Raw genomic sequence first — 22,436 nt, forward strand, 5'->3', positions numbered from 1 at the left:
TGAGGGCGCTAGCACCTCATTGCGCCCAGAGTGGCCAGCGATCCTGCGCCGTGTTTTGGGTGACTTGCTGGACAACCACACCATCACCGACATTGAGAATGTATATCTCAAAGTCACCATCACGGTCACTGGCAAACGCGAGTTGCCGACCATCTGGCGACCAGGTTGGCGCCTCGTCAACCCCCGGATGATTGGTCAGACGACGCACATTGCTGCCATCGGCGTTCATCACGTAAATCTCCCAATTCCCGTCCCGATCACTGGCAAAGGCAATCGTCTTCCCATCGGGTGACACGCGGGCAAACCGGTCGTTGACCGTGTTATTGCTCAGATTACGAATGCTACGTAGTTCAGTGTAGGCAAAAAGATCATCAATGTGGTAGAACTGTATGTCAGCCCGATAAATCTGGAAGTTACCGGTACAGTTGGTGACCCAGAAGAGGTTCCGGCCATCTGCCGACCACGATGGGGTTTCAACATTGCATGGTCGATCATAGTTCGTAATTGGACTCGCGTAGCCCCGTAGCGGGACATTCAGGCGGCGCAGATAGAGCTGCGGAATACCCTGGCGCTCAGAGACAAACACCATCAGGTTGCCATCGGGTGAGACGACCGCATTATACTCGCTGCCCGGAATTGTCGCGTAGTCATTCTCTGGTGGTGGGAAGGCCCCATCGTTATTGCTGTAGCTGATACGGATCACAGTAGCGCCACTTGCCCTCTCGCCTGCATCAACAGCCACGTTATTGAGCAGATAAATCTGGCGGTACTGCGGACTATTCCGTCGTGAATCCACGACCAGAAAATGCTGCGTCGGTTCCCAGCTTCGCCGCCACGAGAAAGCGACAGTTTCACCGTTGTTGAACGTCAAACGTTGACCACCACCGTTAAACGTCGCCCGGTATAGTTCCCAATGACTACCGGTATCGATATTCGAGGCATAGATCAATGGGGTCGCCAGATCAGGTGCAACCCACGGCGCACCCAAATGGGGATACCGCCACTGGAAGTAATGTTGACCAACGTTTCCCATCTCGACCTGATAGCCGGGCGGATTATCCGGCGTGTAGGTCAACACCCGTCGCTCAAAGAGTTGCACCAGGACATCGCGCTCAGTGTCGCCAACAACTGCCCGTACCCAATAGGGATCGGTGATGGGATAACCCATGGCAAACAGCCAATCCACAATCGGCGCCGTAACCACCCGCCCATTTTCGACCACGCGACCACGAGCATTCATAAAATCCCAGAAGACACGCGGAATGTTGTGACCGGTCACGCTATTGTATTGCACAATCGTTGTTTCAGGACGCGCCAGATCGTCACGGATACCGATATTCCCACCCCGCGCAATTGTGGTATTGACACGCTGGTTGAGGCGAGATGGATCACGGTAACCGTTATCGACGGTCGCAATACCGACAAAGTCACGATAACCGGGAGCGATGGTATTGGCAACCCGTGGATTACCGGCCACCGGAACATCAGAACCATCACGATTCAGAACGTCGAAGGGAGAATCGCCAATCTGCATGCGACCACTGATCAACTCCTTGACCAGTAGACCGTTGGTGACGATACCGTCACTTGGATTGTTAATCTCCATCCGCGCCTTGTCGAAATATTGAACGGTACGTATTGAGTTAGGGCTTTCCCGGTAAAATTCGCCGTAGTCAAACCACGGCCCTGGCCCCCAATACCAGGTGCGTCCACCTCGGACTGACTCACTGTCGGTACGGCTCCAGACTGTCGCAAAGCGTGGATCGACAAAACTGGTGCGACCAGAGAAAGGAGCGGCAGCCAGGGGTGCTGTACCACTGAGCAGCAATGCTCCAATCAGGGCAATCAAACTCCAAACAACTCTTGGCCGGCACATAGACGCCTCCTTGTGTTAGTGTTGTTATATACCCTGTAGACGACATTATAATCGGCAAAGTTCCTGTACCCATCTGATAATAGCATTAAAATTTTATAAAAACAAGGTGATATGTAATAGATAAATCTTTCGTTTTGCAGAAATATTTTTGTGAAAATTTATGCAAACTTTAAAAATATAAAATTATTAGAAAACAGTTAAAAATTTTGCAACCAACCAAACCGCCCTATAAAAATAGTAAACCGTTGCGTGTAAAGAATATTTTATTTTCGTGGAGAATATATCGCTATCATGTCGCGAGGTTACTACGTGCGGTTAGTGAATTATAGATATTTAGATTGAGCATGAATATGTTGTGCAATCATCGCCACTCTGTCGTTCTCACTCATAAGTGAAGCCTTCTCAGGGGCGATAGATGGAGTTTCCCGACAACCTATAACCCGTTACCACATTGATTGGGAGCTGTGGGTTCCCAACTTGCCCTAAGATCCCCGTGTGGATGCGGAAGAGATGCTGGGGGAAGGGGGAACGATGAGGGGGCTCCAGCATCGACAGAGCACCTATCAACGCTGATCGTGCTCAGGGGCGCAGACCCTGCTGGCGGAGATGCTCATCCACCCAAGCTGCATCTTCAGGCGACAACTTGATTTCAGGATGTGCACGATAATCTATCAGATCGTCATACGCGCCATACTCGTAGCAGCGCTCAAAGACTGCCTGTAGGTCTAACACCACATCCGGATCGGGTGCTTGCAGCGGAATGGCGATCCGTGGGAGTCGTTGACGCATGGTGCACATATACACTTCAAACTGTTCCCGATTGGTAGCCCGACTGACACACACGATGGAGTGCCAGGGCTGGTACGGGGTGAGATAGAGAGCTGGAACGGCAACCGTATGCACCCCCTGACGCAACAGATCGATCTCGACCAAATGAACGTCGCTGGCAAGCACTTCTTCTTGCTTTCGCCGATAGATATCGTGCGTGTCACCAGGCGTTTTGTTGGCCGGGCTAAGCACTTCGATCACCGTCACCACTCGCCCACCCTGGGTAAGATCAAGAATTTCAATGAATGGCTCACGCACCGGGTCTGCCGGCGCAACGATCATGACCGGCCGGTCAGCAGTCAGAACTGAACGGTGGCTGGTCTTGGGTGGGGTGCTAACCGGCTGTCGGCGGGTAACAGTCACATCAGGATAGATAGGACGTTGTGGCGGAATGACGTATAGCCGCTCGCCAATCCGAGCGTGATAGCGTGGCCGCAGGTGTGCTTGCAGAGCATCTCTACTGTATGTAATCAGGCTCTGGTGCACGTCCGGCCAGAGGGAGTGCTGCTCGAGATACGGATCCATTCCAGGGAAAGGGCTAGGCATACCGGCTTCTCCTTGCGCTGCTACTGGTGGCGTTGAAAGTAATGATACCACACTGAGCCAGGGCTTTTCAGTGTTCTCAGTTTCGGGTTGCATTTGATGACCGAACGGTTCACAAACAGAACAATCTGGGTACGCGGGCCTCTGACCCGCATTGTGCCGGAACCCATCGGATGGCAGATCAGTGTTCTCAGTTTCGGGTTGCATTTGATGACCGAACAGTTCACAAATAGCACAATCTGGGTGCGCGGGCCTCTGGCCCGCATTGTGCCGGAACCCATCGGATGGCAGATCAGTGTTCTCAGTTTCGGGTTGCATTTGATGACCGAACAGTTCACAAACAGAACAATCTGGGTACGCGGGCCTCTGGCCCGCATTGTGCCGGAACCCATCGGATGGCAGATCAGTGTTCTCAGTTTCGGGTTGCATTTGATGACCGAACAGTTCACAAACAGAGTGACATTAACGAACGTCATGACCTAGGTGCACGGGCCTCTGGCCCGCATTGTGCCGGAACCCATCGGGTGGTAGATCAGCGCCCCATCACCCCTCTTGCCCCCCGCTTGCGGGGGTGGGTGAACCCGCACCTGCTATGCGATGAAGCGCTTCATCGGCGAATCAACGGGAGTAGCCACTGACCACCTTGGGACGAAAAGCTGCGCGCCGTCACAGACAGCGAACAGCGTAGGAATCTCTCTCACCTCTATACCCATTGCCGGGTAGGGCGAAAACGTTGAAACGTCCCAGGGGAAGGTGAGGGTGAGGCGCACTTCGCAGCGCGGACACTGAATATGTTGCCTCCACTACTGGAAAACGTCTTGTGGGTATTTCTTGCTATAATGTACGCCAGCGTTCGTAAAAAATGAGGATATCGTGTGATCAAGCGTTACCTTCTGGCTATCGATCAAGGTGGCAGTGGCAGTCGAGCGGTGATCTATGATCCCGACGGTCAAGTGCGTGGGTACGGCTACCGACCGGTTGGGCGCGTGTGCCCACAGCCGGGGTGGGTTGAACAACGGCCATCAGCGATTGCGCGCAGTGTTGCTGAGGCGATTCAGCAAGCCTTAAGCCGAGCCGGAGTGCGAGGTCATGAACTCCTCGCCTGTGGCATCACCTCACAGCGCGATACTGTCTTTGCCTGGCACGCAGTCACCGGACGACCAATCGGCAATGCGATAACCTGGCAAGACTTACGCACCGCCCCTCTGGTTGCCGAACTGGATAATACACCACTGGGATCCCAACGACGAGAGCGTCTCGGTCAATTCCCCGGTGCGTATGCCGGTGCAATGCACATGGCCTGGCGTATGCGCCACGATCCAGCCTTCCGCCGGGCAGCCGAACGTGGTGTTTTGCGGGTGTCGCTGGCAGCAGGCTGGATTATCCAGGCCCTTGGTCGGCCAACCGAGCACGCACTTGATCATTCCCTCTTACAGGCAATGACGGTGTACGATCCACGACTAAAGGCTTTGTGGGATGAGTGGATCACAGCACTGAATATACCGCGCACGGCATTGCCGGTTGCCCGACCAACGATTCATCATTTTGGCGACTTGCTGATTGATGGTGCTACAGTACCGGTGCTGGCAATGATGACCGATCAGCAGGCAGCGCTATTCGGCTATGATTGTCGGGCACCGGGACAGGCGGTAGCAACGCACGGAACGGCATCGTTTGTCAATGTTGTTGTTGGTACTTCACCACCGCCGCAGGGTATCTGTAAAACATACCTTGCCTGGGAGATCGATGGAATCACCACTTATGCGCTTGAAGCAGACATGACAACCACCGGCGCCGCAGCGAACTGGTTGCGTGAAATTGGGTTGGTACGGCGTGCAACCGATCTCGACCGCTACGCTGCTGCTGTCACCGATAGCGGTGGTGTCGTGTTTGTACCGGCCCTGAATGGGCTGGGAGTGCCAAGTGAGGATCGGAGTGCACGTGGGGCGATCTTTGGTCTAGCGCTCGGTGTTGGAGTAGGTCATATTGCCCGTGCCTTCTACGAAGCGATTGGCTTCCAACTGGTCGATATTCTGGCAACAATACAGGCCGAAACCGGCATAACGATCGCCGAACTGCGCGTTGGTGGTGGTCTGGCGGCCAGTGACCTTGCCTGTCAGATCCAGGCCGATCTGAGCGGGATTACGCTGATCCGCGCCTGCGATACCGAGACGACCGCCCGTGGTGTTGCCTTGTTAGCCGGCATTGGTGCCGGTGTCTGGTCGCTCGACAGCTTACCGAGCCTGCTCGACGAACGTGCCCGGCGATTTGTGCCACGGCTGTCGCTAGCAGAACGGACTGCCGTTTACGAACGATGGCACATGGCATTGTCTCGCGTTCAGGGATGGGCACAAGAATAGCAACACCTTGCCGTAACAAAAACTACGCCTGATCGCATATCAATTCTGCCTCGTTTGGCGGTTGCTGAAGCTGACAACACCTTCTATAATAGAGGAACAGTCATATTCGTTTCTGTTCGGCAAACATACCTTGGGTGAGGTGACGCATGGGTTTGATCAAACGGGTTGGCACTAAAGCTATCAATACCCAACCGCCCGACGTTGGCGCTCCTGCCGAGGAAGGAACGCGCCAGATCAGCCCTACCGCCCACCCGGCGGCAGATGAGGGCACCCGCCAGATCGAGGCGCGGCCAGGCGGGCAGTCGGCGCCGGCCGTACCGACCATGCTCAGCCCCGGTATAATTCTGCAAGGGCGCTATCAGGTTGAAGCGCCTATTGGGATCGGCGGGATGAGTGTCGTCTATCGCGGGCGTGACCTCCGCTTCAAAGACGTGGTACGTTACTGTGCGATCAAGGAGATGGCGCAAAGCGCCCCTGATTCGCAAACCCGTTTGCTCAACCTGAAAAACTTTCAACGTGAAGCTAGCCTGCTCGCGACCCTTCAACACCCGGCAATCCCCAAGGTTTACGACTTTTTTGAAGAGAACGGCAAAGTCTACCTCGTGCTCGAGTTCATTCCCGGTAAAGACCTCGAGACAGTTCTGGAAGAGCACGGCAAACCGCTCGATGAAGAGCACGTGGCCCGCTGGGCATTGCAAATTTGCGACGTGCTGTCGTACCTGCACAATCATAAGCCTGAGCCAATTGTGTTCCGCGATATGAAACCATCCAATGTGATGGTGGTTGGCGATGATCGGATTGTACTGATCGACTTTGGTATTGCCCGCACTCTCAATCGCAGTGATCGAAAAGGGACGATGATCGGTACTGAGGGCTATTCACCACCTGAGCAGTACCGCGGGATTGCTGAACCGGTTGGTGACATCTATGCGCTTGGCGCCACGCTCCACCATCTCCTTACCAACACCGATCCGCGTCTTGAAACCCCTTTCACATTCCAGGAACGCCCGATCCGTCAGATTAACCCGACCGTTTCACCTGAGATGGAAGCAGCAGTAACCCGTGCGCTGGAATACGATATGGCAGCGCGCTGGCAGAGCGCCGAAGAGTTTCGACAGGCTCTGCTGAAGGTTCCGTCACTGGTTGGTACCGGCACAGCCAAAACAACAGTCGCTGTACCGTCTGTGCTCAAGGGCGCACAGACGACCGAGCTGGTCTGGCGATTTAAGTTTGAAGATGAAGTGCGCTCGTCACCCTTTGTGAGCGGCGGATTGGTATTTGTTGGATGCTACGACACAAATATCTATGCCCTCGAGGCTACTCGCGGTGAGTTTCGTTGGAAATATGCGACAGAGGGCGGAATCAGCTCATCACCCACCGTCTGGCAAGATATGGTCTATATCGGTTCAGAGGATGGCACGCTGTACGCCCTCGATATGCGCCGGGGCGGGGTACGCTGGACATTCCGTACCGGTAAGCCAATCCGCTCTTCACCCCGAATTGAAGATCGGGTTGTGTTTGTTGGTTCCGATGATCAGCATATCTATGCAATTGATGGCTTACGCGGCACACTGATCTGGAAGTATCGGACCTGGAACCCTATTCGCTCTTCGGCGTGTATCAGCGGCAACTCTATTTTCATTGGTGGTGATGACGGCAACGTCTATTGTCTTGATGCGCGGACTGGCGCGGTGAAATGGAAGCAGCGCACGCAACAACCAGTTCGCTCATCGCCAGCATACAGCGATGGTATTGTCTTTGTTGGCTCACTGGACCAGAACCTCTATGCGCTTGATGCGGAAGGCGGCTGGCCGGCCTGGCGCTTCCGCACCGGCCATTACATCAACTCGTCTCCGTGTGTGGTAGGTACGCGCGTTTTCATTGGCGGAGTCGATGGCATCATGTACGCGCTCGATACCAAGAGTGGCCGCCTGGTATGGAAGTACGAAGTTGGGAGTCAGATCACATCCTCACCACGAGTTGAAGGTGGTCGCCTCTACTTCGGGGCAGTTGATCAGGCAGTCTACTGCCTCGATGCCGGTAATGGACAACTGATCTGGAAATATCCCACCGAAGGCGCAATTGTTTCAACACCGATGATTGTGAATGGTGTAGTGTATATTGGCTCAATGGACCACCATCTTTACGCACTGAAGGCGTAAAACGACTCATAAAGGGGTTGCGGCGGTTATGCCAGACGAAACACAATCTTCACCAGATGAAACGCCAACCGAACCGCTCAATTTAACCGACATCGAAGCTGAACGTCAGCGGCAACTCGGTCTAACCCCTCCTGAAGAGGATGGGACTCGTCAGATCGGTCAGGATTATCAACCAGCACTGACATTCCGACGCTCAGCACAAGGTTTCGCGGCAGCCGCCCTCCGCGATATTGGGCGAGTACGCGATATGAATCAAGATTGTGCCCTGGCAACCATCATGACCGTACCACGGGAAGGGCAAGACGTAACTGTGGGCTTATTTATCGTCGCCGATGGCATGGGTGGTCATCACGGTGGCGAGGTTGCCAGCCGGTTGGCGGTGCAAACAGTGCTGACCAGTGTGCTTGAGCGACTGGTATTACCGGTGATCGAAGATGGGATCATTGAGGCGTTGCAGCCGTTGATGATTGAGGCAGTGCAAGAAGCAAATGCAGTGATCTGGCGCGAAGCACAGGCTGCCGGTTCAGATATGGGCACCACCTGTACCGCAGCACTGGTCATTGGGAATGGCCTGTACGTCGCCCATGTCGGGGATTCACGTTGTTATGTTTACGAACCGGCCGGTTTGCGGCAACTTACGACCGACCATTCAACCGTTGGACGGCTCATCGCGCTGGGTCAGCTCGATCCGGAAGAAGCTCGTGAACATCCACTGCGCAATCAGCTTTATCGTACCGTTGGTCAACAGCCTCACGTTGCTGTTGATTTTGTGTACCACCAGTTAAACAATTGTTCGCACCTGGTGCTGTGCAGCGATGGCCTGTGGAGTCTAGTCGAAGAGAAAGCTATCGAACAGGCCCTTCAGCACAGTCCCTGGCCACACGATGTCTGCCGCGAGCTGATCGCATTAGCCAACCTGGCCGGTGGCGACGATAACATTTCAGTGGTGGTTGTTTCGTTGCCGCTCGATGAGAGGTCGCTATGAGTAAGGTTGATCTACGCATCACACCGAGTCGTAGTGTACTGCCAGCCAGTCAGGAGCCACAGCTCCTCTACGCCCTCATCGAGCTATCGGCCCAAAGTGGTGCAACGAAGATGCCGCGACTCCCTCTCAACCTCTGCCTGGTGATTGACCGCAGTTCATCAATGCGTGGCGAACGGCTTCAGCAGGTTAAGCAAGCTGCGATGCAAATTCTCGATCTGCTCGGCGATCACGAGAGCTTTGCGCTGGTTACCTTCAACGATCGAGCTGAAGTCGTAGTTCCGGCGCAACTGGCACGGGCACGGGCTGAAATCAAGCGTCAGATCAGTGCCATTGAAGCGGCTGGCGGTACCGAAATGGCAACAGGCCTGGCGTTGGGAGTGCAAGAATTGCAGCGGGCAATGATGCCACGCGCCATTCATCGGCTATTGCTGCTGACCGATGGACGCACCTACGGTGATGAAGGACGTTGTGTTGAGATTGCCCGACGCGCTCAGGCGCGGGGCATTGGGATCACCGCTCTTGGTATCGGGAGCGAGTGGAATGAAGACCTGCTCGAAACGATTGCTGCCCGTGAGAATAGTCGTACCCATTACATTACTTCAGCGGCTGAGATTACGAAAATCTTTACCGCTGAGGTCGAGCGTATGCACAACATCTTTGCTCAGGATGTTCAACTGCGGGCGACGTTACCGCCACAGGGTTTACTCCGCTCGCTTGATCGGGTGCGTCCGTACATCGGCCCACTACCCATCATTGAAGAGGCCGATTTCGCCTGGACGGCGGCCCTCGGTGATTGGCCGGAAAGTGATGCTCAGGCTCTCCTGATGGAAATTGTGGTTCCCCCCTTACCGGTTGGTCGGCACACTATGCTGCGCCTCCAACTTCGTTACCGCGTGCCGGGCAGCGAGGGTACAACGGCAAATCACGAACAGAACCTGGTCGTGGGAGTACGCAATCCTGATGAAGTTGCATCTGAAGTCGATCCAACGGTAAAACACTGGTTAGAACGGTTAGTCGCCTACCGTCTCCAGGCCAGTGCCTGGCAGGCCGCCGAGGAAGGAAAACTCGAAGAGGCAACTCGTCGCTTGCAAATGGCCGGAACGCGCCTGTTTGAGGCTGGCGAAATCGAACTGGCGCGTACTGTTCAGGAAGAAGCGACCCGCCTGCTACGCTCTGGGCAGGCGAGTGCTGAAGGGCGTAAGCGGATCAAATATGGTACCCGTGGTTTGATCGGGCGCGAAGAACAATCATAACCTGGAGTAGACAGCACATGGTGATTTGTAGCCACTGTCAGGCTCAACAACTCGACGGGACAATCTTTTGTACAGTGTGTGGTGCCAGTTTGCTAAGCGCAAAACCTCAGCGGCAAACAACGGCTTCACTCAACCGTGCGGCTGCCGAAACCGCTCAAGCAGAGGTTGATGAAGCAACTATCTTACCCGCACCAACACCAGCGCCCGAAACAAACACGATCGCTCTGATCGTTCTGAGTTCGGGTCGGCGTATTGTCTTACCGGTTACACCTGAACTATTGATCGGGCGTAAAGACCAGCAGCGGAACTTCTTCCCTGATGTGGATTTGAGTCTTGATGGTGGATACGATGCCGGTGTTTCACGCCAACATGCCCGCATTATCTGTCGTGATGGGAGTTATCTGCTTGAAGATTTGGGCAGTTCCAACGGAACGTTCCTCAATCGTCAACGGATAGCTCCGCGTCGGCCTGTTGAGCTGCATCACGGCGATGAGATACAACTTGGGATGTTACTGGTACGGTTTGAAATGAACGGATAACGTGACCCATTTCGTTTGCGGAGGCTTCTCTATGCCGAAAACAGTTATTCTTCATCTTACCGGCGAAGATCCGCTGCTGGCCGATATTGATCAAGAGCCACAGCCTGGTGATCTCTTCATAAAGGTGACCAATATGCGCAAGCGCGACGGTAAACCGGTACCGTATCTGGCGGCCGGTGTGCAGGCCGTTATCTTTCCCTGGCACCGCATAACGTTCATCGAATTGATGCCCAGTGAAGAGGAACGCAGTCAGGTTATCGATTTCTTCCGCCAGTGAACGAATTGTGGTCATATCTGCTGCCACCGGCGAGTGATCTTTTTTACCGCCGTAATGATCCCTACGACCAGCGCCTGGGCGAAATCGTTAGGCCCGGTGTTGCCGCTTATGATGCTGCCCAGGTCGTCATTCTCGGCTGCCCGCAAGACATCGGTGTGCGCCGCAACGGTGGTCGCCCCGGTGCTGCCCAGGGACCAACTGCCATTCGGCGGTGGTTGTACCGCCTCGGTATTGCCGGTCTCACCGACATAACCATCTGCGACCTCGGTGATGTTTCAACCGAAGGTGATTTGGAAACTGTCCACGACCGGTTACGGCGCCTGGCAGCACGTATTATCGCCGATGAAAAGTTGTTGATTTCGCTGGGCGGAGGAAATGATATTAGTTTTCCCGACATAGCAGCATTGGCGTCAGTTGCGCTATCACCAATACTGGCGATAAATATCGACGCCCACTACGATGTGCGCGCCGATCAACCGGCGAACAGTGGCACACCGTACCGGCAATTGATTGAAGGTGGCTTCATTGATCCACACCGGTATTGGGTGTTTGGGGTACAACCGTTTGCCAATGCACCTGCTTACACTGAGTATCTTCGTGAACGAGGGGCAACTATTGTCGAGTTAAGCACCGCACGTCATTACGGTGTTGCCGATACGATGCGGACAATGCTCGCAACCAGTGATGCCGCAAGTATCGGGTGGGGGTTTGATGTTGATGTCGTACAGGCGGCAGAAGCCCCTGGTGTCAGTGCGCCTAACCCGCTGGGGATGCACGGCGATGAACTGGTTGCCCTGGCTGCGTTAGCTGGAGCCGAACCACGTACCCGCTTGATTGAGTTCAGTGAACTGAATCCTCAATACGACCTCGATGATCGCACGGCTCGACTGGCTGCGGTTGCAATCTGGCATGCACTGGTTGCGTTTGCTGCTCACCGTAGGTCCAGATCGGAAGCGAGTGGCAATATTACCCCTCCTGTTCAACCTTTTGGCGTCTGAAACAACACGACTCACATTCCGAACAAGAACAAGTACCTCTGGTTTGTGCCTCGCACAGACGATGCGCTATACTCGAGCCGGAAAGCGAGATGTAATCATGCAATCAAGAGCAGCCGCAACCTACCAACGCGCCTTCCAGTTCATTGTTTTGATGGGTATCGTCAGCCTGCTGGCCGATATGGTCTACGAAGGGGGACGTAGCCTGAGTGGACAATACCTTGCGTTACTGGGTGCGAGTGGCACAGTTGTAGGATTGACTGCCGGTATTGGCGAGCTGATCGGCTATGGTCTGCGTTTGGTCTTTGGTTACCTGAGTGATCGCACTCGTCGCTACTGGCTCCTCACCATTCTCGGCTACGGTATGACCGTTATCGCGGTGCCGCTTCTCGCCTTAACCAATAACTGGCCGCTGGCTGTTGGTCTCTTAATGGTTGAACGCTTGAGTAAGGCGTTGCGCAGCCCCGCCAAAGACACGCTTATTTCATATGCCGCCGAGCGCGTTGGTGCAGGCAAAGGATTTGGTCTGCACGAAGTGCTCGACCAAGTTGGCGCGATTGCTGCTCCTCTGCTGTTGACCGGTGTGCTGGCGTTTAGCAATAGTTTTCAACTAGCATTTGGGCTGCTGATCATTCCAGGGGTGCTCTGCATGGCTGTTCTTCTCACGGCAAGGAGACAGTTTCCCCAACCGGCTGACCTGATTGGCAAGACACCGACGCTGTCAACCACCGGTTTTTCGCGCCAGTTCTGGCTCTATATGATAGGTGTAACACTCTTCGCTGCGGCCAGTGTTGATTTTGCGCTCGCTGCATACCATCTCCAGCAACAATGTATTATTGCGTCAGCCGCCATTCCAGCGCTCTACGCATTAGCAATGACAGTTGATGCAGTGGCTGCATTCGGTTTTGGTTTTCTCTACGACCGTATTGGTCTCTACGCGCTGGTTGGGATTACGGCCCTGGCTGCGCTGAGCACACCCCTCCTCTTCAGTGATGGTTTTCTGATGGTCATCATTGGGATTGTAATCTGGGGTGGAGTCTTGGGGGCGCAAGAGTCGATCTTGCGCGCCGCAGTGACTCGGTTTGCACCACTGGAACGACGTGGCGCGGCGTATGGTCTGTTTAATGCCGGTTTCGGCATAAGCTGGTTTGTCGGTAGTGCATGTTTCGGTTTGCTGTATGATATATCACGACCGGCATTGATTGGCGTTTCCGTGGTCTTACATCTCACTGCGGTGTTAGTACTCTGGAGCGTTGCCCGTCGGTAGTACTTCTCATCGTATGAACACATTCGTCATTGAACTGTTGTCGACCATGACTGTCGCCAGTGCCCTCGCTCTCTGGAATGGATGGGGCATAACCCGCTTACTTTTGCCAGCTACGCTCCAGCCATGGCGCGCCATCCTGGCGCCACTGATCGGGTATGCGTTAACGGTGTTGACCGGATATTGGGTCGTGCGCTTTTTCAGTGGATTGGGGCTGGCACTGGGTCTGTTGTTACCAATTTGCGGAGTGCTGAACTGGCTGGCCTGGCGGCGGCTTGGGCCACCGCGCATACTAACCGCGCTCCATCAACATTGGACAGCGCTTCTCATTGGCTTTGTCGGGATAGCGATTGGCATTGCTCCGTTGTTGAGTTACGGCTATTCCGCCCCTATTGGCGAGGGTTGGGATATAGAAAATTACTGGCCCACTGCACGCTATCTGACCCGAGGGCCGGTAAGCGCAATTGCAACTGCTCCACCAAACCCGCTCCGTGATCTTAATGCCAGTCCACCACGTATCGGATTAACGCTTGGTTTCAGTATCTGGCAGGGTAGTGTCGATCTCTTGAGCAGTGGCGAGCCGCTGACTAGCTTTGGGCCGCTGTTGGCCTGGCTACGGGCGCTAGGTGGAATCGGTCTCTACATTCTTTTGCAGTCGGTATTCGATCTACGACGTTGGTCAGCAACTCTCGGTGCTTTGCTGGCCGTGCTCAATGGTCTTCTGCTATGGGTCAGTTTCTTCAACTTTGGTATGCAAATCGCCGCCTGGCCCCTTATACCGTTGGTGATCATTCTCGGCCTGCATGCTGTACAGTCGGCGCGTTTTGGCGAAGGATTGCTCATTGCCGCCATCGCTATGGCGGCTGTTCCAATCACGTACTACCCAGCACTTGGCCCGCTTGGGCTAATGGCCGCCGGAATTGGCGCTGTTAGGCTCTGGCAGCAGCACGAACGCCGGTTGGTGCTCAAACAAAGTATTGGCCTGATCTTGCTTGCGCTGGTACTGGCAGCGCCAACCATCCCTGACTATTTTGCCGGTTTCAATTATCGCTATAGCTTACCGCTAACGACACTGGGCCTGTTTCGTTTTGTGCCACTGAGCGACATTGTTGGTCTGACGCTCTTCCGTTTACGTGACGCACCAGAAACACTAACCCCACTCACCGCTATTGCTGCTTGTACGATGTTCCTTCTGGCCGGCTATGCTGTGATGGCTGCACCGCAACGTAGTCGCTGGCTGGGAATGGTGACCGGGGCAGCCTTGTTTCTCCTTACCCTCCGTTTTGTGTCAGTCTACCATTACGGTTATCTCAAAGCGGCAGCCTATCTGGGATGGATCGTAAGTGCATTGGCAGTTGCCGGTCTACAAGTGCTCAGCGAACGATTATCATCGCAACGACAATGGTTATACTACGTTGTCATAGCCGGAACGATAATGCTGATCGGCGGGCCGATCACATTCACCGCCGGACGTGTCGTGGCCGACCACTGGGGAAAACCGGGTTTGTTTGCCGGAGTCCTGCCTGCGCTCCGTGATTTACGTCAAGTTGTACCACCCAGTAGTACAGTCTTTCTGTCGGGCGACCCGCGTGTGCAGGGAGTTACCAGCGCACTAGCCGCGTATCTCCTCGATCACGCTGCCGTCTACGGCTCAGTACGTACCGGCTATGCCACTTCAACAGCGACAACCAGTACTGGAATTGGAGAATACGTCCTGCTTCAACGAGACGAAGACCCTCGCTTGTGGGGTCTGACCGATCCGCCGATCTGGCGCGGCGGCCCATATCTGCTCTACCGAAAACCGGATACACTGCTTGCGTATCAGCCGCTCGATCAACTCCTTACGGCAGATCAGATAACGACGCTCACGATAACTGCTCATCAATTGGCAGGACATGCATCGCTACTCGATGATGAACGTGCCGAACGCTGGCTCATCTTGCAAGTAGCAACCTTGAAGGATAGTAAACTGCTGATTAAGGAGCAAACGTACAACGTTCCTGCCGGCAGGCACTGGATCAGCATTGGCCCATTGACAACACCACAAACGGTAACCATTCGTCAACCTGATCCTGATCCAGTGTTGTTGCAGAGTGCCATGCTCACCGCAAAACCACCGGCTATTCTTGGTCAATTACCGCACAGTATCGTGTTGAGTGCTACCAGTAACGCACAGGATTTACACATCACAACGACTCTCGTCATGCTAAACCCAGATAGTGGTCCAGTAGTAGCCGCCATCGAACTCTGGGATAACCAGCACGGGTACCTCTTCGGACGCTACGGGTTACGGATGCCATTGGCTACCGTGCCACGAGAGGTTGCAATAACGATTGATCTTGGCAGTGGTACGGCAATAGCGCAAGATAGCACTGGTGCCACATTACCGCTCGGTATCCAGTCGGGTGGAGCAAAACCCGGCTCATATACGGCCCGCCTCTGGATCGGCACAGACCAACGAGCCTTGTTAACACCGGTCGATCTCTTTGCATTTACCATTCATCGTAGTGGTATGATCACCCTCGATTGGGTAGCACAGCACCCACTTATGATGACCAGCATTGATCGCCCCCTCAACGTACTGGATACGTGCATCGGTGAAGATATGTTGCTACACGGATACGATCTGAGCACAGAACAGATTGCAGCCGGTGATACAATTGCCATTACGCTCTGGTGGGAGTCCTTGCACAATCAGCTCGATGAGCGCAGTATCATGCTTCACCTCCGCAATAGTGCAGATGAACGGATCATCGATGCCGACGGCCCACCTGCCAGTGGTGGACGACCGACCACTCAGTGGCGCACGGGTGAAGTGATCATCGACGATCGGCGCTTGACTATTCCTGCCGATCTGCCACCGGGTCGCTACTGGTTAGTCATCGGGAGCTATCGCTGGCCGTCACTTGAACCGCTGGTATGGTCGGATACATTGGAAACCGGTCGGCGAATTCCGATTGAAGTACAAGCGCTCCCAACCAGTCGTTAAGGAATCCATGACGTACAGCTATGAGTACGTTTGCCCAACAATCCGTATTGGCTATCGATCCAGGGTTTGGTCCAACTCCGTGCAACCTGTAACAACTTTTGGTACAATATAAATATAGATGAGTGCAACGTCACCCGAAACGACAGGTTGCAACCGCTTCAGGATGCCAAACTCCCGCAAGGTAACCCTGACGGACCACAGACGGTGTAGTCGCAGGTATAACGAAAGAGCACGGCTATGACAAAGAACACACTCACTATCATTGACAACCGCACCGGCAAGACGTATGAGATTCCAATTGAGCACAACGCGATTCGAGCCACCGATTTACGCCAGATCAAAGTCTCAGATGACGATTTCGGCTTAATGTCCTACGATCCGGCTTACTTGAACACTGCGTCGTGTAAAAGTAGTATTACTTACATCGACGGCGACAAAGGGATTTTAGAGTATCGTGGATACCCCATCGAGCAGTTAGCCGAGAAGAGTTCATACCTTGAAGTTGCCTATTTACTCCTGTACGGAGAATTGCCCTCAAAAGAGCGGTTGGAATGGTGGGAGTACCGGATCAGTCGCCATCTCTTCCTGCACAACAGTCTGGTTGAGTTGATTCAAGCCTTCCGCTACGATGCCCATCCGATGGGGATTTTGATTAGTTCGGTGGCCGCGATGTCTACCCTCTATCCTGAAGCCAAGAACATTCACGATCCGGCGGTACGTGAAAAACAGATCTGGCGTATTATTGGTCAAATCCCTACCATCGCGGCTTTCGCGTACCGGCACCGTATCGGGCGGCCATTCAATTTGCCAGATAGTTCTCTTAGCTACACGGCTAATCTGCTCTACATGATGGATTACATGAACCAACGTGAATATGAGGTAAATCCGGTTCTGGCGAAGGCACTGGATGTTCTCTTCATCTTGCACGCCGATCATGAACAGAACTGCTCGACATCGGTGATGCGGAGTGTTGGTTCAAGCCATGCCGATCCTTATAACGCACTGGCTGCCGCTGCCGCGGCACTGTATGGCCCACTTCATGGCGGCGCCAACGAAGCCGTGCTACGAATGTTGCAACAGATTGGCCATCCAAAGAATGTCCCGGCCTTTATCGAGCGTGTGAAGAAGGGAGAAACCCGGCTGATGGGGTTTGGTCACCGGGTGTACAAGAACTACGATCCGCGGGCAAAGATTATTCGTAAAATTGCCCATGAAGTCTTTGCGGCAACAGCAACCAATCCTCTGCTTGATGTAGCCATCGAGTTAGAGCGAATTGCGCTGGAAGACGAGTATTTTATCTCACGGAAGCTCTATCCGAACGTTGATTTCTACAGTGGTCTGATCTACCAGGCGCTCCGTTTCCCCATTGAGTACTTCCCCTTCCTGTTCGCAATTCCTCGTGCCTCTGGCTGGCTGGCACAATGGCTAGAGATGCTCAATGATCCTGAGCAAAAGATTACCCGTCCCCGGCAGGTATACATTGGGCCGCAGCGGCGCGATTATGTACCTATCGATCAACGGTAGGAGTCGCTGATCAATCCTCCTTTCTCTCCTTTCAGAGAGAAAGGAGGATCGTGTTTTTTGTTCCGACGTATTTCGCCTTATCTCTGACCAGGCACGCCCCCGCCATAAGCAGGATGATTCCTCTCCCAAGCCTCTGGTGAGCCGGTAGAAGCGAATTCCTCGACTGCCAGCTAGCCGGGCAGTGTATCACACGGCTACCGGTTTCACCCTATCACTCAGAGCACAGGCCAGTGGCCCGTGCGCACCAACGAGAGAATTTCCGGCAAACGCGCCTTCAGACCTTAAACGCACTGCGACCGGCATAACGTGCCGCACTGCCCAGCTCTTCTTCGATACGCAGCAACTGATTGTATTTGGCAATCCGGTCGGTACGAGCCGGTGCACCCGTCTTGATCTGACCGGCATTTGTTGCCACCACCAGATCGGCAATCGTAACATCCTCACTCTCGCCCGAGCGATGTGATACAATCGCCGTCCAACCACTTCGTTGCGCCAGTTGGATCGCGCTGAGCGTCTCGGTAAGCGAACCGATCTGGTTGAGCTTGATCAGAATCGAGTTGGCAGCACGGGCATCGATGGCGCGCTGGAGTCGGTTGACATTCGTGACCAGGAAATCGTCGCCGACCAGTTGCACACGATCACCCAGTTTCGCCCGCAACAGCACCCATCCTTCCCAGTCATCCTCTGCCAGACCGTCTTCCAACGAGATAATCGGATAGCGATTGACCAGATCGACCCAATAATCAACCATCTCGGCACTGGAGAGTGAACGACCTTCACGCTTGAGATGATATTTGCCGTCTTCGTAGATCTCAGTGGTAGCCGGATCAAGCGCGATCATTATCTGTTCGCCGGGTCGATAGCCAGCCTTCTCAATAGCCTCCATGATCAATTGCAACGGTGCGTCGTTGGTTGGTAGGCTGGGTGCAAATCCGCCTTCATCACCTACGGTCGTACTGAAGCCACGGTCGTGAATAACTTTCTTCAAGGTGTGATAAATCTCGGCCCCCCAGCGCAACCCTTCACGGAAACTTTCAGCGCCAACCGGCATAATCATAAACTCCTGAAAGTCCGTGCTGTTGGTCGCATGCTGCCCACCATTCATGATGTTCATCATCGGTACCGGTAAGACATGAGCGTACACACCACCGAGATAACGATAGAGGGGCAGGCCAAATGCAGCAGCAGCAGCTTTAGCAGCGGCCAGTGATACGCCCAAAATCGCGTTGGCGCCGAGTTTGCTCTTATTCGGCGTGCCGTCGAGTGCGATCAACTCTTGATCGAGACCAATCTGGTCGGCAGCATCAAAGCCAATTAACGCTTCAGCAATATCTTCGTTGACTGCCCGTACCGCTTTCAACACACCTTTACCGTTGTACCGGGAAGTATCGCCGTCACGCAACTCGAGTGCCTCGTGGGCGCCGGTCGATGCACCACTGGGGACAATCGCCCGTCCTACATCACCGCTCTCTAACCGAACGTCGACCTCGATGGTTGGATTACCGCGCGAGTCGAGTACCTCACGGGCAACGATTGCTTCAATTAGTGTTGACATATTCCCTCCGGGTAACAAGCCCCAGTCCATTGGCCAGACAACAGGAAGTTGGCTGGCCGATGTTCAGTATATCACGAATAGGGAATCACCTCTCCGCAGGGTAGTGGCGCTAATCCGAATAACTTGCCTTCACGTCACGACAGAATAAAACCTGTCGATGGAGGCGATGGGAATCGTGACCAGGCTAATACCGATGGTATCACGGGTCGGGGCAAGGTACCGTCTAGAGTGAGGTACCGTTTCGTCCCTACACGTCTACGGGAGTCTTCATAACACATTCACCGGGTCAATATCAATCACCCAGCCAGACAAGGGGCCGACCGCATCGAGTATTGCTCGAAGTTCCTGTGTGGTGGTTGCTGGTGGTACGCGCAACAATAGATGCCAGCGCCAGCGCTCGCGTTGACGACGAAAGAATGCCGGTGCCGGTCCAATCAAACGCCATCCCACGAGATCACGGTCGGTAATGCACTTTTGTAACGCTACCGCCAACTGTTCGGCTCGATGCTGACATGTTTCCTCGTGTGCTGCTGTCGTGACAAAACGCACCAACCGACCAAACGGTGGATAGGCTAGCGCACGTCGAAACGCCATCTCTTCGCGAAAGAATGACCGGTAATCATGGTCACGAACCGCCTGCAGGGCGTAATGTTCTGGCTGATAGGTCTGAATGATTACCTGCGCACCCTCGCTGCGCCGACCGGCACGCCCGGCCACCTGGGTCAAGAGTTGAAATGCCCGCTCACCACTCCGAAAATCAGGCAGGTACAGCCCGGTATCGGCCAAAACGACCCCTACCAGACCAACCAGCGGCAGATCAAGACCTTTCGCGATCATCTGGGTACCGACGAGCACGTCGATGTCGTGGCGTACCATTGCTTCAAGGAGCGCGTCATGGGAATGTTTTCCGGTTGTACTGTCGCGATCCCAGCGTGCTACTCGGGCTGACGGAAAGAACTCACGTACTGCTTCAGCAACCCGTTGGGTGCCGATCCCCAACGCCCGAATGCGACGGCTGAGACATTGTGGACAAATGACCGGCGCTGCGGTACGTTGGCCACACGCATGACAGAGCAACACCGATACCGGTGCTCCTGCTTCGGCCTCAGACTCCGTATGGTAGTGAACGGTAAGAGGTGCGGAACAACGTTCACAACGGGCAATATAGCCACAATCCCGACAGACAACAAATGATGCCGCTCCCCGGCGATTGAGAAAGAGGATCGCCTGCTGACCACGGGCAAGCGTTTGGGCCAGCGCATGCGAGAGTGTACTTGAGAAGATGGAGGTATTTCCTTGTTGCAATTCACGCCGCATATCAACGATGCGGATTGGGGGCAGTGGGAGCGGGCGACTATGGACGAGACCATCGATCCCGATCTGAGCAGTGATCCGTTCAGGTAGTTCGAGCAACTGAATAGAGCCGTTCCGCGCCGCGTAGAAGGTTTCAACACTCGGTGTTGCACTACCAAGCACAACCGTGACTCGCGCCAGCTCGGCAAGGTGTAACGCTACATCACGGGCATGATAGCGGGGAACAGCATCATTTTTGTAGCCAGGATCATGCTCCTCATCAACAATGATCAACCCTAGATCGGGGAGCGGGGCAAAGAGGGCGGAACGTGCGCCAATAGCAATCCGGGCTTCGCCGCGTCGCAATCGGCGCCACTCATCGTACCGTTCACCATCACTTAGCCCACTGTGGAATACTGCCAGTTGATGACCGAAACGAGCAGCTAGACGGCGTACCAACTGGGTAGTGAGCGCAATCTCTGGCGCCAGCATGAGCGCTTGCCGACCAAGGCGTAACGCACGGGCAATCAGGCGTAAGTACACTTCTGTCTTCCCGCTACCGGTAATACCGTGCAGCAAGAAACGACCACCGGTGCCGGTTTCAAGGGCCGTTACCATCGTCTCATACGCCTGACGTTGTGCCATCGTTAGTGGTGGTGCGGCATCGGGAGAGAACGTCACCGTTGCCAACGGATCGCGATAGACTTCACGCTCACTCAGGTCAATAAATCCCCGTCGTGCGAGTGCCCGTATTCCCGCCCCGTCAATTCCTGTTGACCGCCGAAATTCACTGAGCGTTGGCGGTTCATCCGCCACCCGCTCGGCCAACCAGCGCAGGGCCATTGCCTGACGTGGTGCGCGATGCAACTCGGTCAACGCCTGCTCTAGATCACGAACCGCCATACGAACAACTTGCTCACGCCGTGGTTGCACTCGTGGCGGATCGATGCGGGTTCCCCGTACAATCAACCCACGTTCGGCTAGTGCCCGGTAGGCGGTGCGTAACTGATCATTGCTTCCACGCAGTACAGCCCGTAACGCAGCTTCGCTCTGCTCACCATGACGCCGCAAGTAGAAGAGGATCGACCGCTCACGATCTGGCAATGCCCCCAACTCACACATCAGACCGGCTGCCGTCGCCCGCCAGGTCATCTCGATCTGACGTGTTGTACCAGGTGGAAGACAGAGATCGAGTACCGTCGCCAACGGAGCGTCGTAGTATTCGGCAACCCAGCGCGCCAATCGGATGGTAACTTCGGGGATAGAGACCATCGGATCAACCAAATCGATGAGATCACGTAAACCATCGGCTGTGCGATGCTGTAGCGCAATAATCACTCCCCGCACCTGTTGCTGTCGTAACGGCACCCAAACCAACTGACCTACCGTTATTGTTTCCCGTAGATGATCGGGCACACGGTATGAAAAGAGACGCTGATGATAACGGCCTGAGAGCGGCACCATCACTACAACATCAGCAACCACCTCAAGCGAAAAATGTTCAGGGGAGACATCCATACACAGGAATACACCTCAATCTGATCGACTGTCGTGGCTTTATGATATACTATTCCGTCGGATCGTTGGAGGGTCTCGGGTCGGCAATGGGCAGACTTCTCCCCTCCGTAAATACCAAAGAGAGGTAACGAATGGTAAACGTCACACTCAAAGCACAACGCCGTCACATCTTCGGCAAAAAGGTCAAGACCCTGCGTCGCGAAGGCATTTTACCGGCCAACTTCTACGGCAAAGGTGTCGAAACCACCGCTATTCAAATCAGCGAGCGCGATTTTGAGCAGATCTTTCGCACCGTGCCCAAAGGAGAATCGTTCAACCTTGACATTGAAGGAACAATCCACCCGGTTGTGATTTATGTCGTGCAGCGTCACCCGGTAACCCGTAAATTCTTGCACATTGATTTCAAGCTAGCCTAATCGCGGATCAGCGAAGAGGAGCCGCAGATAATGAAAGCCCCTGATGGGGCTTTCTTTTT

At 54.4% G+C, this 22,436-nt stretch carries 16 protein-coding genes; 12 read left to right on the forward strand and 4 right to left on the reverse strand.

Annotated features, from left to right (window positions below):
- Nucleotides 1-16 precede the first annotated feature (16 nt).
- Nucleotides 17-1,876, reverse strand: coding sequence for a hypothetical protein (locus QTO31_RS12410; protein WP_301429314.1), 1,860 nt, complete (start codon nucleotides 1,874-1,876; stop codon nucleotides 17-19).
- Between the two features lie 579 nt (nucleotides 1,877-2,455).
- Nucleotides 2,456-3,250: a DUF4058 family protein gene (locus QTO31_RS12415; protein WP_301429315.1), complete on the reverse strand. Its 795-nt coding sequence runs from the start codon at nucleotides 3,248-3,250 to the stop codon at nucleotides 2,456-2,458.
- 96 nt (nucleotides 3,251-3,346) lie between these two features.
- Here QTO31_RS12415 and QTO31_RS12420 point away from each other — a divergent pair, with 96 nt between their 5' ends.
- The 11 genes from QTO31_RS12420 to QTO31_RS12470 all read left to right on the forward strand — a co-directional run bounded on the left by QTO31_RS12420 (nucleotide 3,347) and on the right by QTO31_RS12470 (nucleotide 17,595).
- Nucleotides 3,347-3,730: a hypothetical protein gene (locus tag QTO31_RS12420; RefSeq protein ID WP_301429316.1), complete on the forward strand. Its 384-nt coding sequence runs from the start codon at nucleotides 3,347-3,349 to the stop codon at nucleotides 3,728-3,730.
- 392 nt (nucleotides 3,731-4,122) lie between these two features.
- Entirely contained in the window at nucleotides 4,123-5,607 is a 1,485-nt protein-coding gene (locus QTO31_RS12425) for an FGGY family carbohydrate kinase (protein WP_301429317.1), read from the forward strand.
- 146 nt (nucleotides 5,608-5,753) lie between these two features.
- A complete protein-coding gene (locus tag QTO31_RS12430; RefSeq protein WP_301429318.1) occupies nucleotides 5,754-7,769 on the forward strand; it encodes a PQQ-binding-like beta-propeller repeat protein in 2,016 nt (671 codons plus the stop codon).
- A 28-nt stretch (nucleotides 7,770-7,797) separates the two neighbouring features.
- On the forward strand, nucleotides 7,798-8,754 hold the full coding sequence (locus QTO31_RS12435) for a protein phosphatase 2C domain-containing protein (protein ID WP_301429319.1): 957 nt from the start codon (nucleotides 7,798-7,800) through the stop codon (nucleotides 8,752-8,754).
- Nucleotides 8,751-10,007 carry a vWA domain-containing protein gene (locus QTO31_RS12440; protein ID WP_301429320.1) on the forward strand — a complete coding sequence of 419 codons (1,257 nt, stop codon included), beginning with the start codon at nucleotides 8,751-8,753 and terminating at the stop codon, nucleotides 10,005-10,007. The genes QTO31_RS12435 and QTO31_RS12440 overlap by 4 nt, the downstream gene beginning before the upstream one ends.
- 17 nt (nucleotides 10,008-10,024) lie before the next feature.
- Nucleotides 10,025-10,546, forward strand: coding sequence for an FHA domain-containing protein (locus QTO31_RS12445; RefSeq protein WP_031459814.1), 522 nt, complete (start codon nucleotides 10,025-10,027; stop codon nucleotides 10,544-10,546).
- 31 nt (nucleotides 10,547-10,577) lie between these two features.
- Nucleotides 10,578-10,823 carry a hypothetical protein gene (locus tag QTO31_RS12450; protein ID WP_012259644.1) on the forward strand — a complete coding sequence of 82 codons (246 nt, stop codon included), beginning with the start codon at nucleotides 10,578-10,580 and terminating at the stop codon, nucleotides 10,821-10,823.
- Nucleotides 10,820-11,821 (forward strand): formimidoylglutamase, encoded by a 1,002-nt coding sequence (locus QTO31_RS12455; protein WP_301429325.1) that lies wholly within the window; start codon nucleotides 10,820-10,822, stop codon nucleotides 11,819-11,821. Before QTO31_RS12450 ends, QTO31_RS12455 begins: the two co-directional genes overlap by 4 nt.
- Nucleotides 11,822-11,918: 97 nt before the next feature.
- Nucleotides 11,919-13,085: an MFS transporter gene (locus QTO31_RS12460; protein ID WP_301429326.1), complete on the forward strand. Its 1,167-nt coding sequence runs from the start codon at nucleotides 11,919-11,921 to the stop codon at nucleotides 13,083-13,085.
- 13 nt (nucleotides 13,086-13,098) lie between these two features.
- Entirely contained in the window at nucleotides 13,099-16,071 is a 2,973-nt protein-coding gene (locus QTO31_RS12465) for a hypothetical protein (RefSeq protein WP_301429327.1), read from the forward strand.
- A 237-nt stretch (nucleotides 16,072-16,308) separates the two neighbouring features.
- Nucleotides 16,309-17,595: a citrate synthase gene (locus QTO31_RS12470; RefSeq protein ID WP_031459811.1), complete on the forward strand. Its 1,287-nt coding sequence runs from the start codon at nucleotides 16,309-16,311 to the stop codon at nucleotides 17,593-17,595.
- Nucleotides 17,596-17,869: 274 nt separating this feature from the next.
- Here the strand turns inward: QTO31_RS12470 and eno are convergent, their stop codons facing one another.
- Both eno and priA read right to left on the reverse strand, forming a co-directional pair.
- A complete protein-coding gene (gene eno / locus QTO31_RS12475; protein ID WP_301429328.1) occupies nucleotides 17,870-19,150 on the reverse strand; it encodes a phosphopyruvate hydratase in 1,281 nt (426 codons plus the stop codon).
- 267 nt (nucleotides 19,151-19,417) lie between these two features.
- Nucleotides 19,418-21,961: a primosomal protein N' gene (priA, locus tag QTO31_RS12480; RefSeq protein ID WP_301429329.1), complete on the reverse strand. Its 2,544-nt coding sequence runs from the start codon at nucleotides 21,959-21,961 to the stop codon at nucleotides 19,418-19,420.
- A 131-nt stretch (nucleotides 21,962-22,092) separates the two neighbouring features.
- Between priA and QTO31_RS12485 the strand changes: the two genes are divergently transcribed.
- Nucleotides 22,093-22,377 (forward strand): 50S ribosomal protein L25, encoded by a 285-nt coding sequence (locus tag QTO31_RS12485; RefSeq protein ID WP_031459808.1) that lies wholly within the window; start codon nucleotides 22,093-22,095, stop codon nucleotides 22,375-22,377.
- Nucleotides 22,378-22,436: the final 59 nt, after the last annotated feature.

This window comes from Chloroflexus sp. MS-CIW-1 (assembly GCF_030444705.1).
Classification (GTDB): Bacteria; Chloroflexota; Chloroflexia; order Chloroflexales; family Chloroflexaceae; genus Chloroflexus.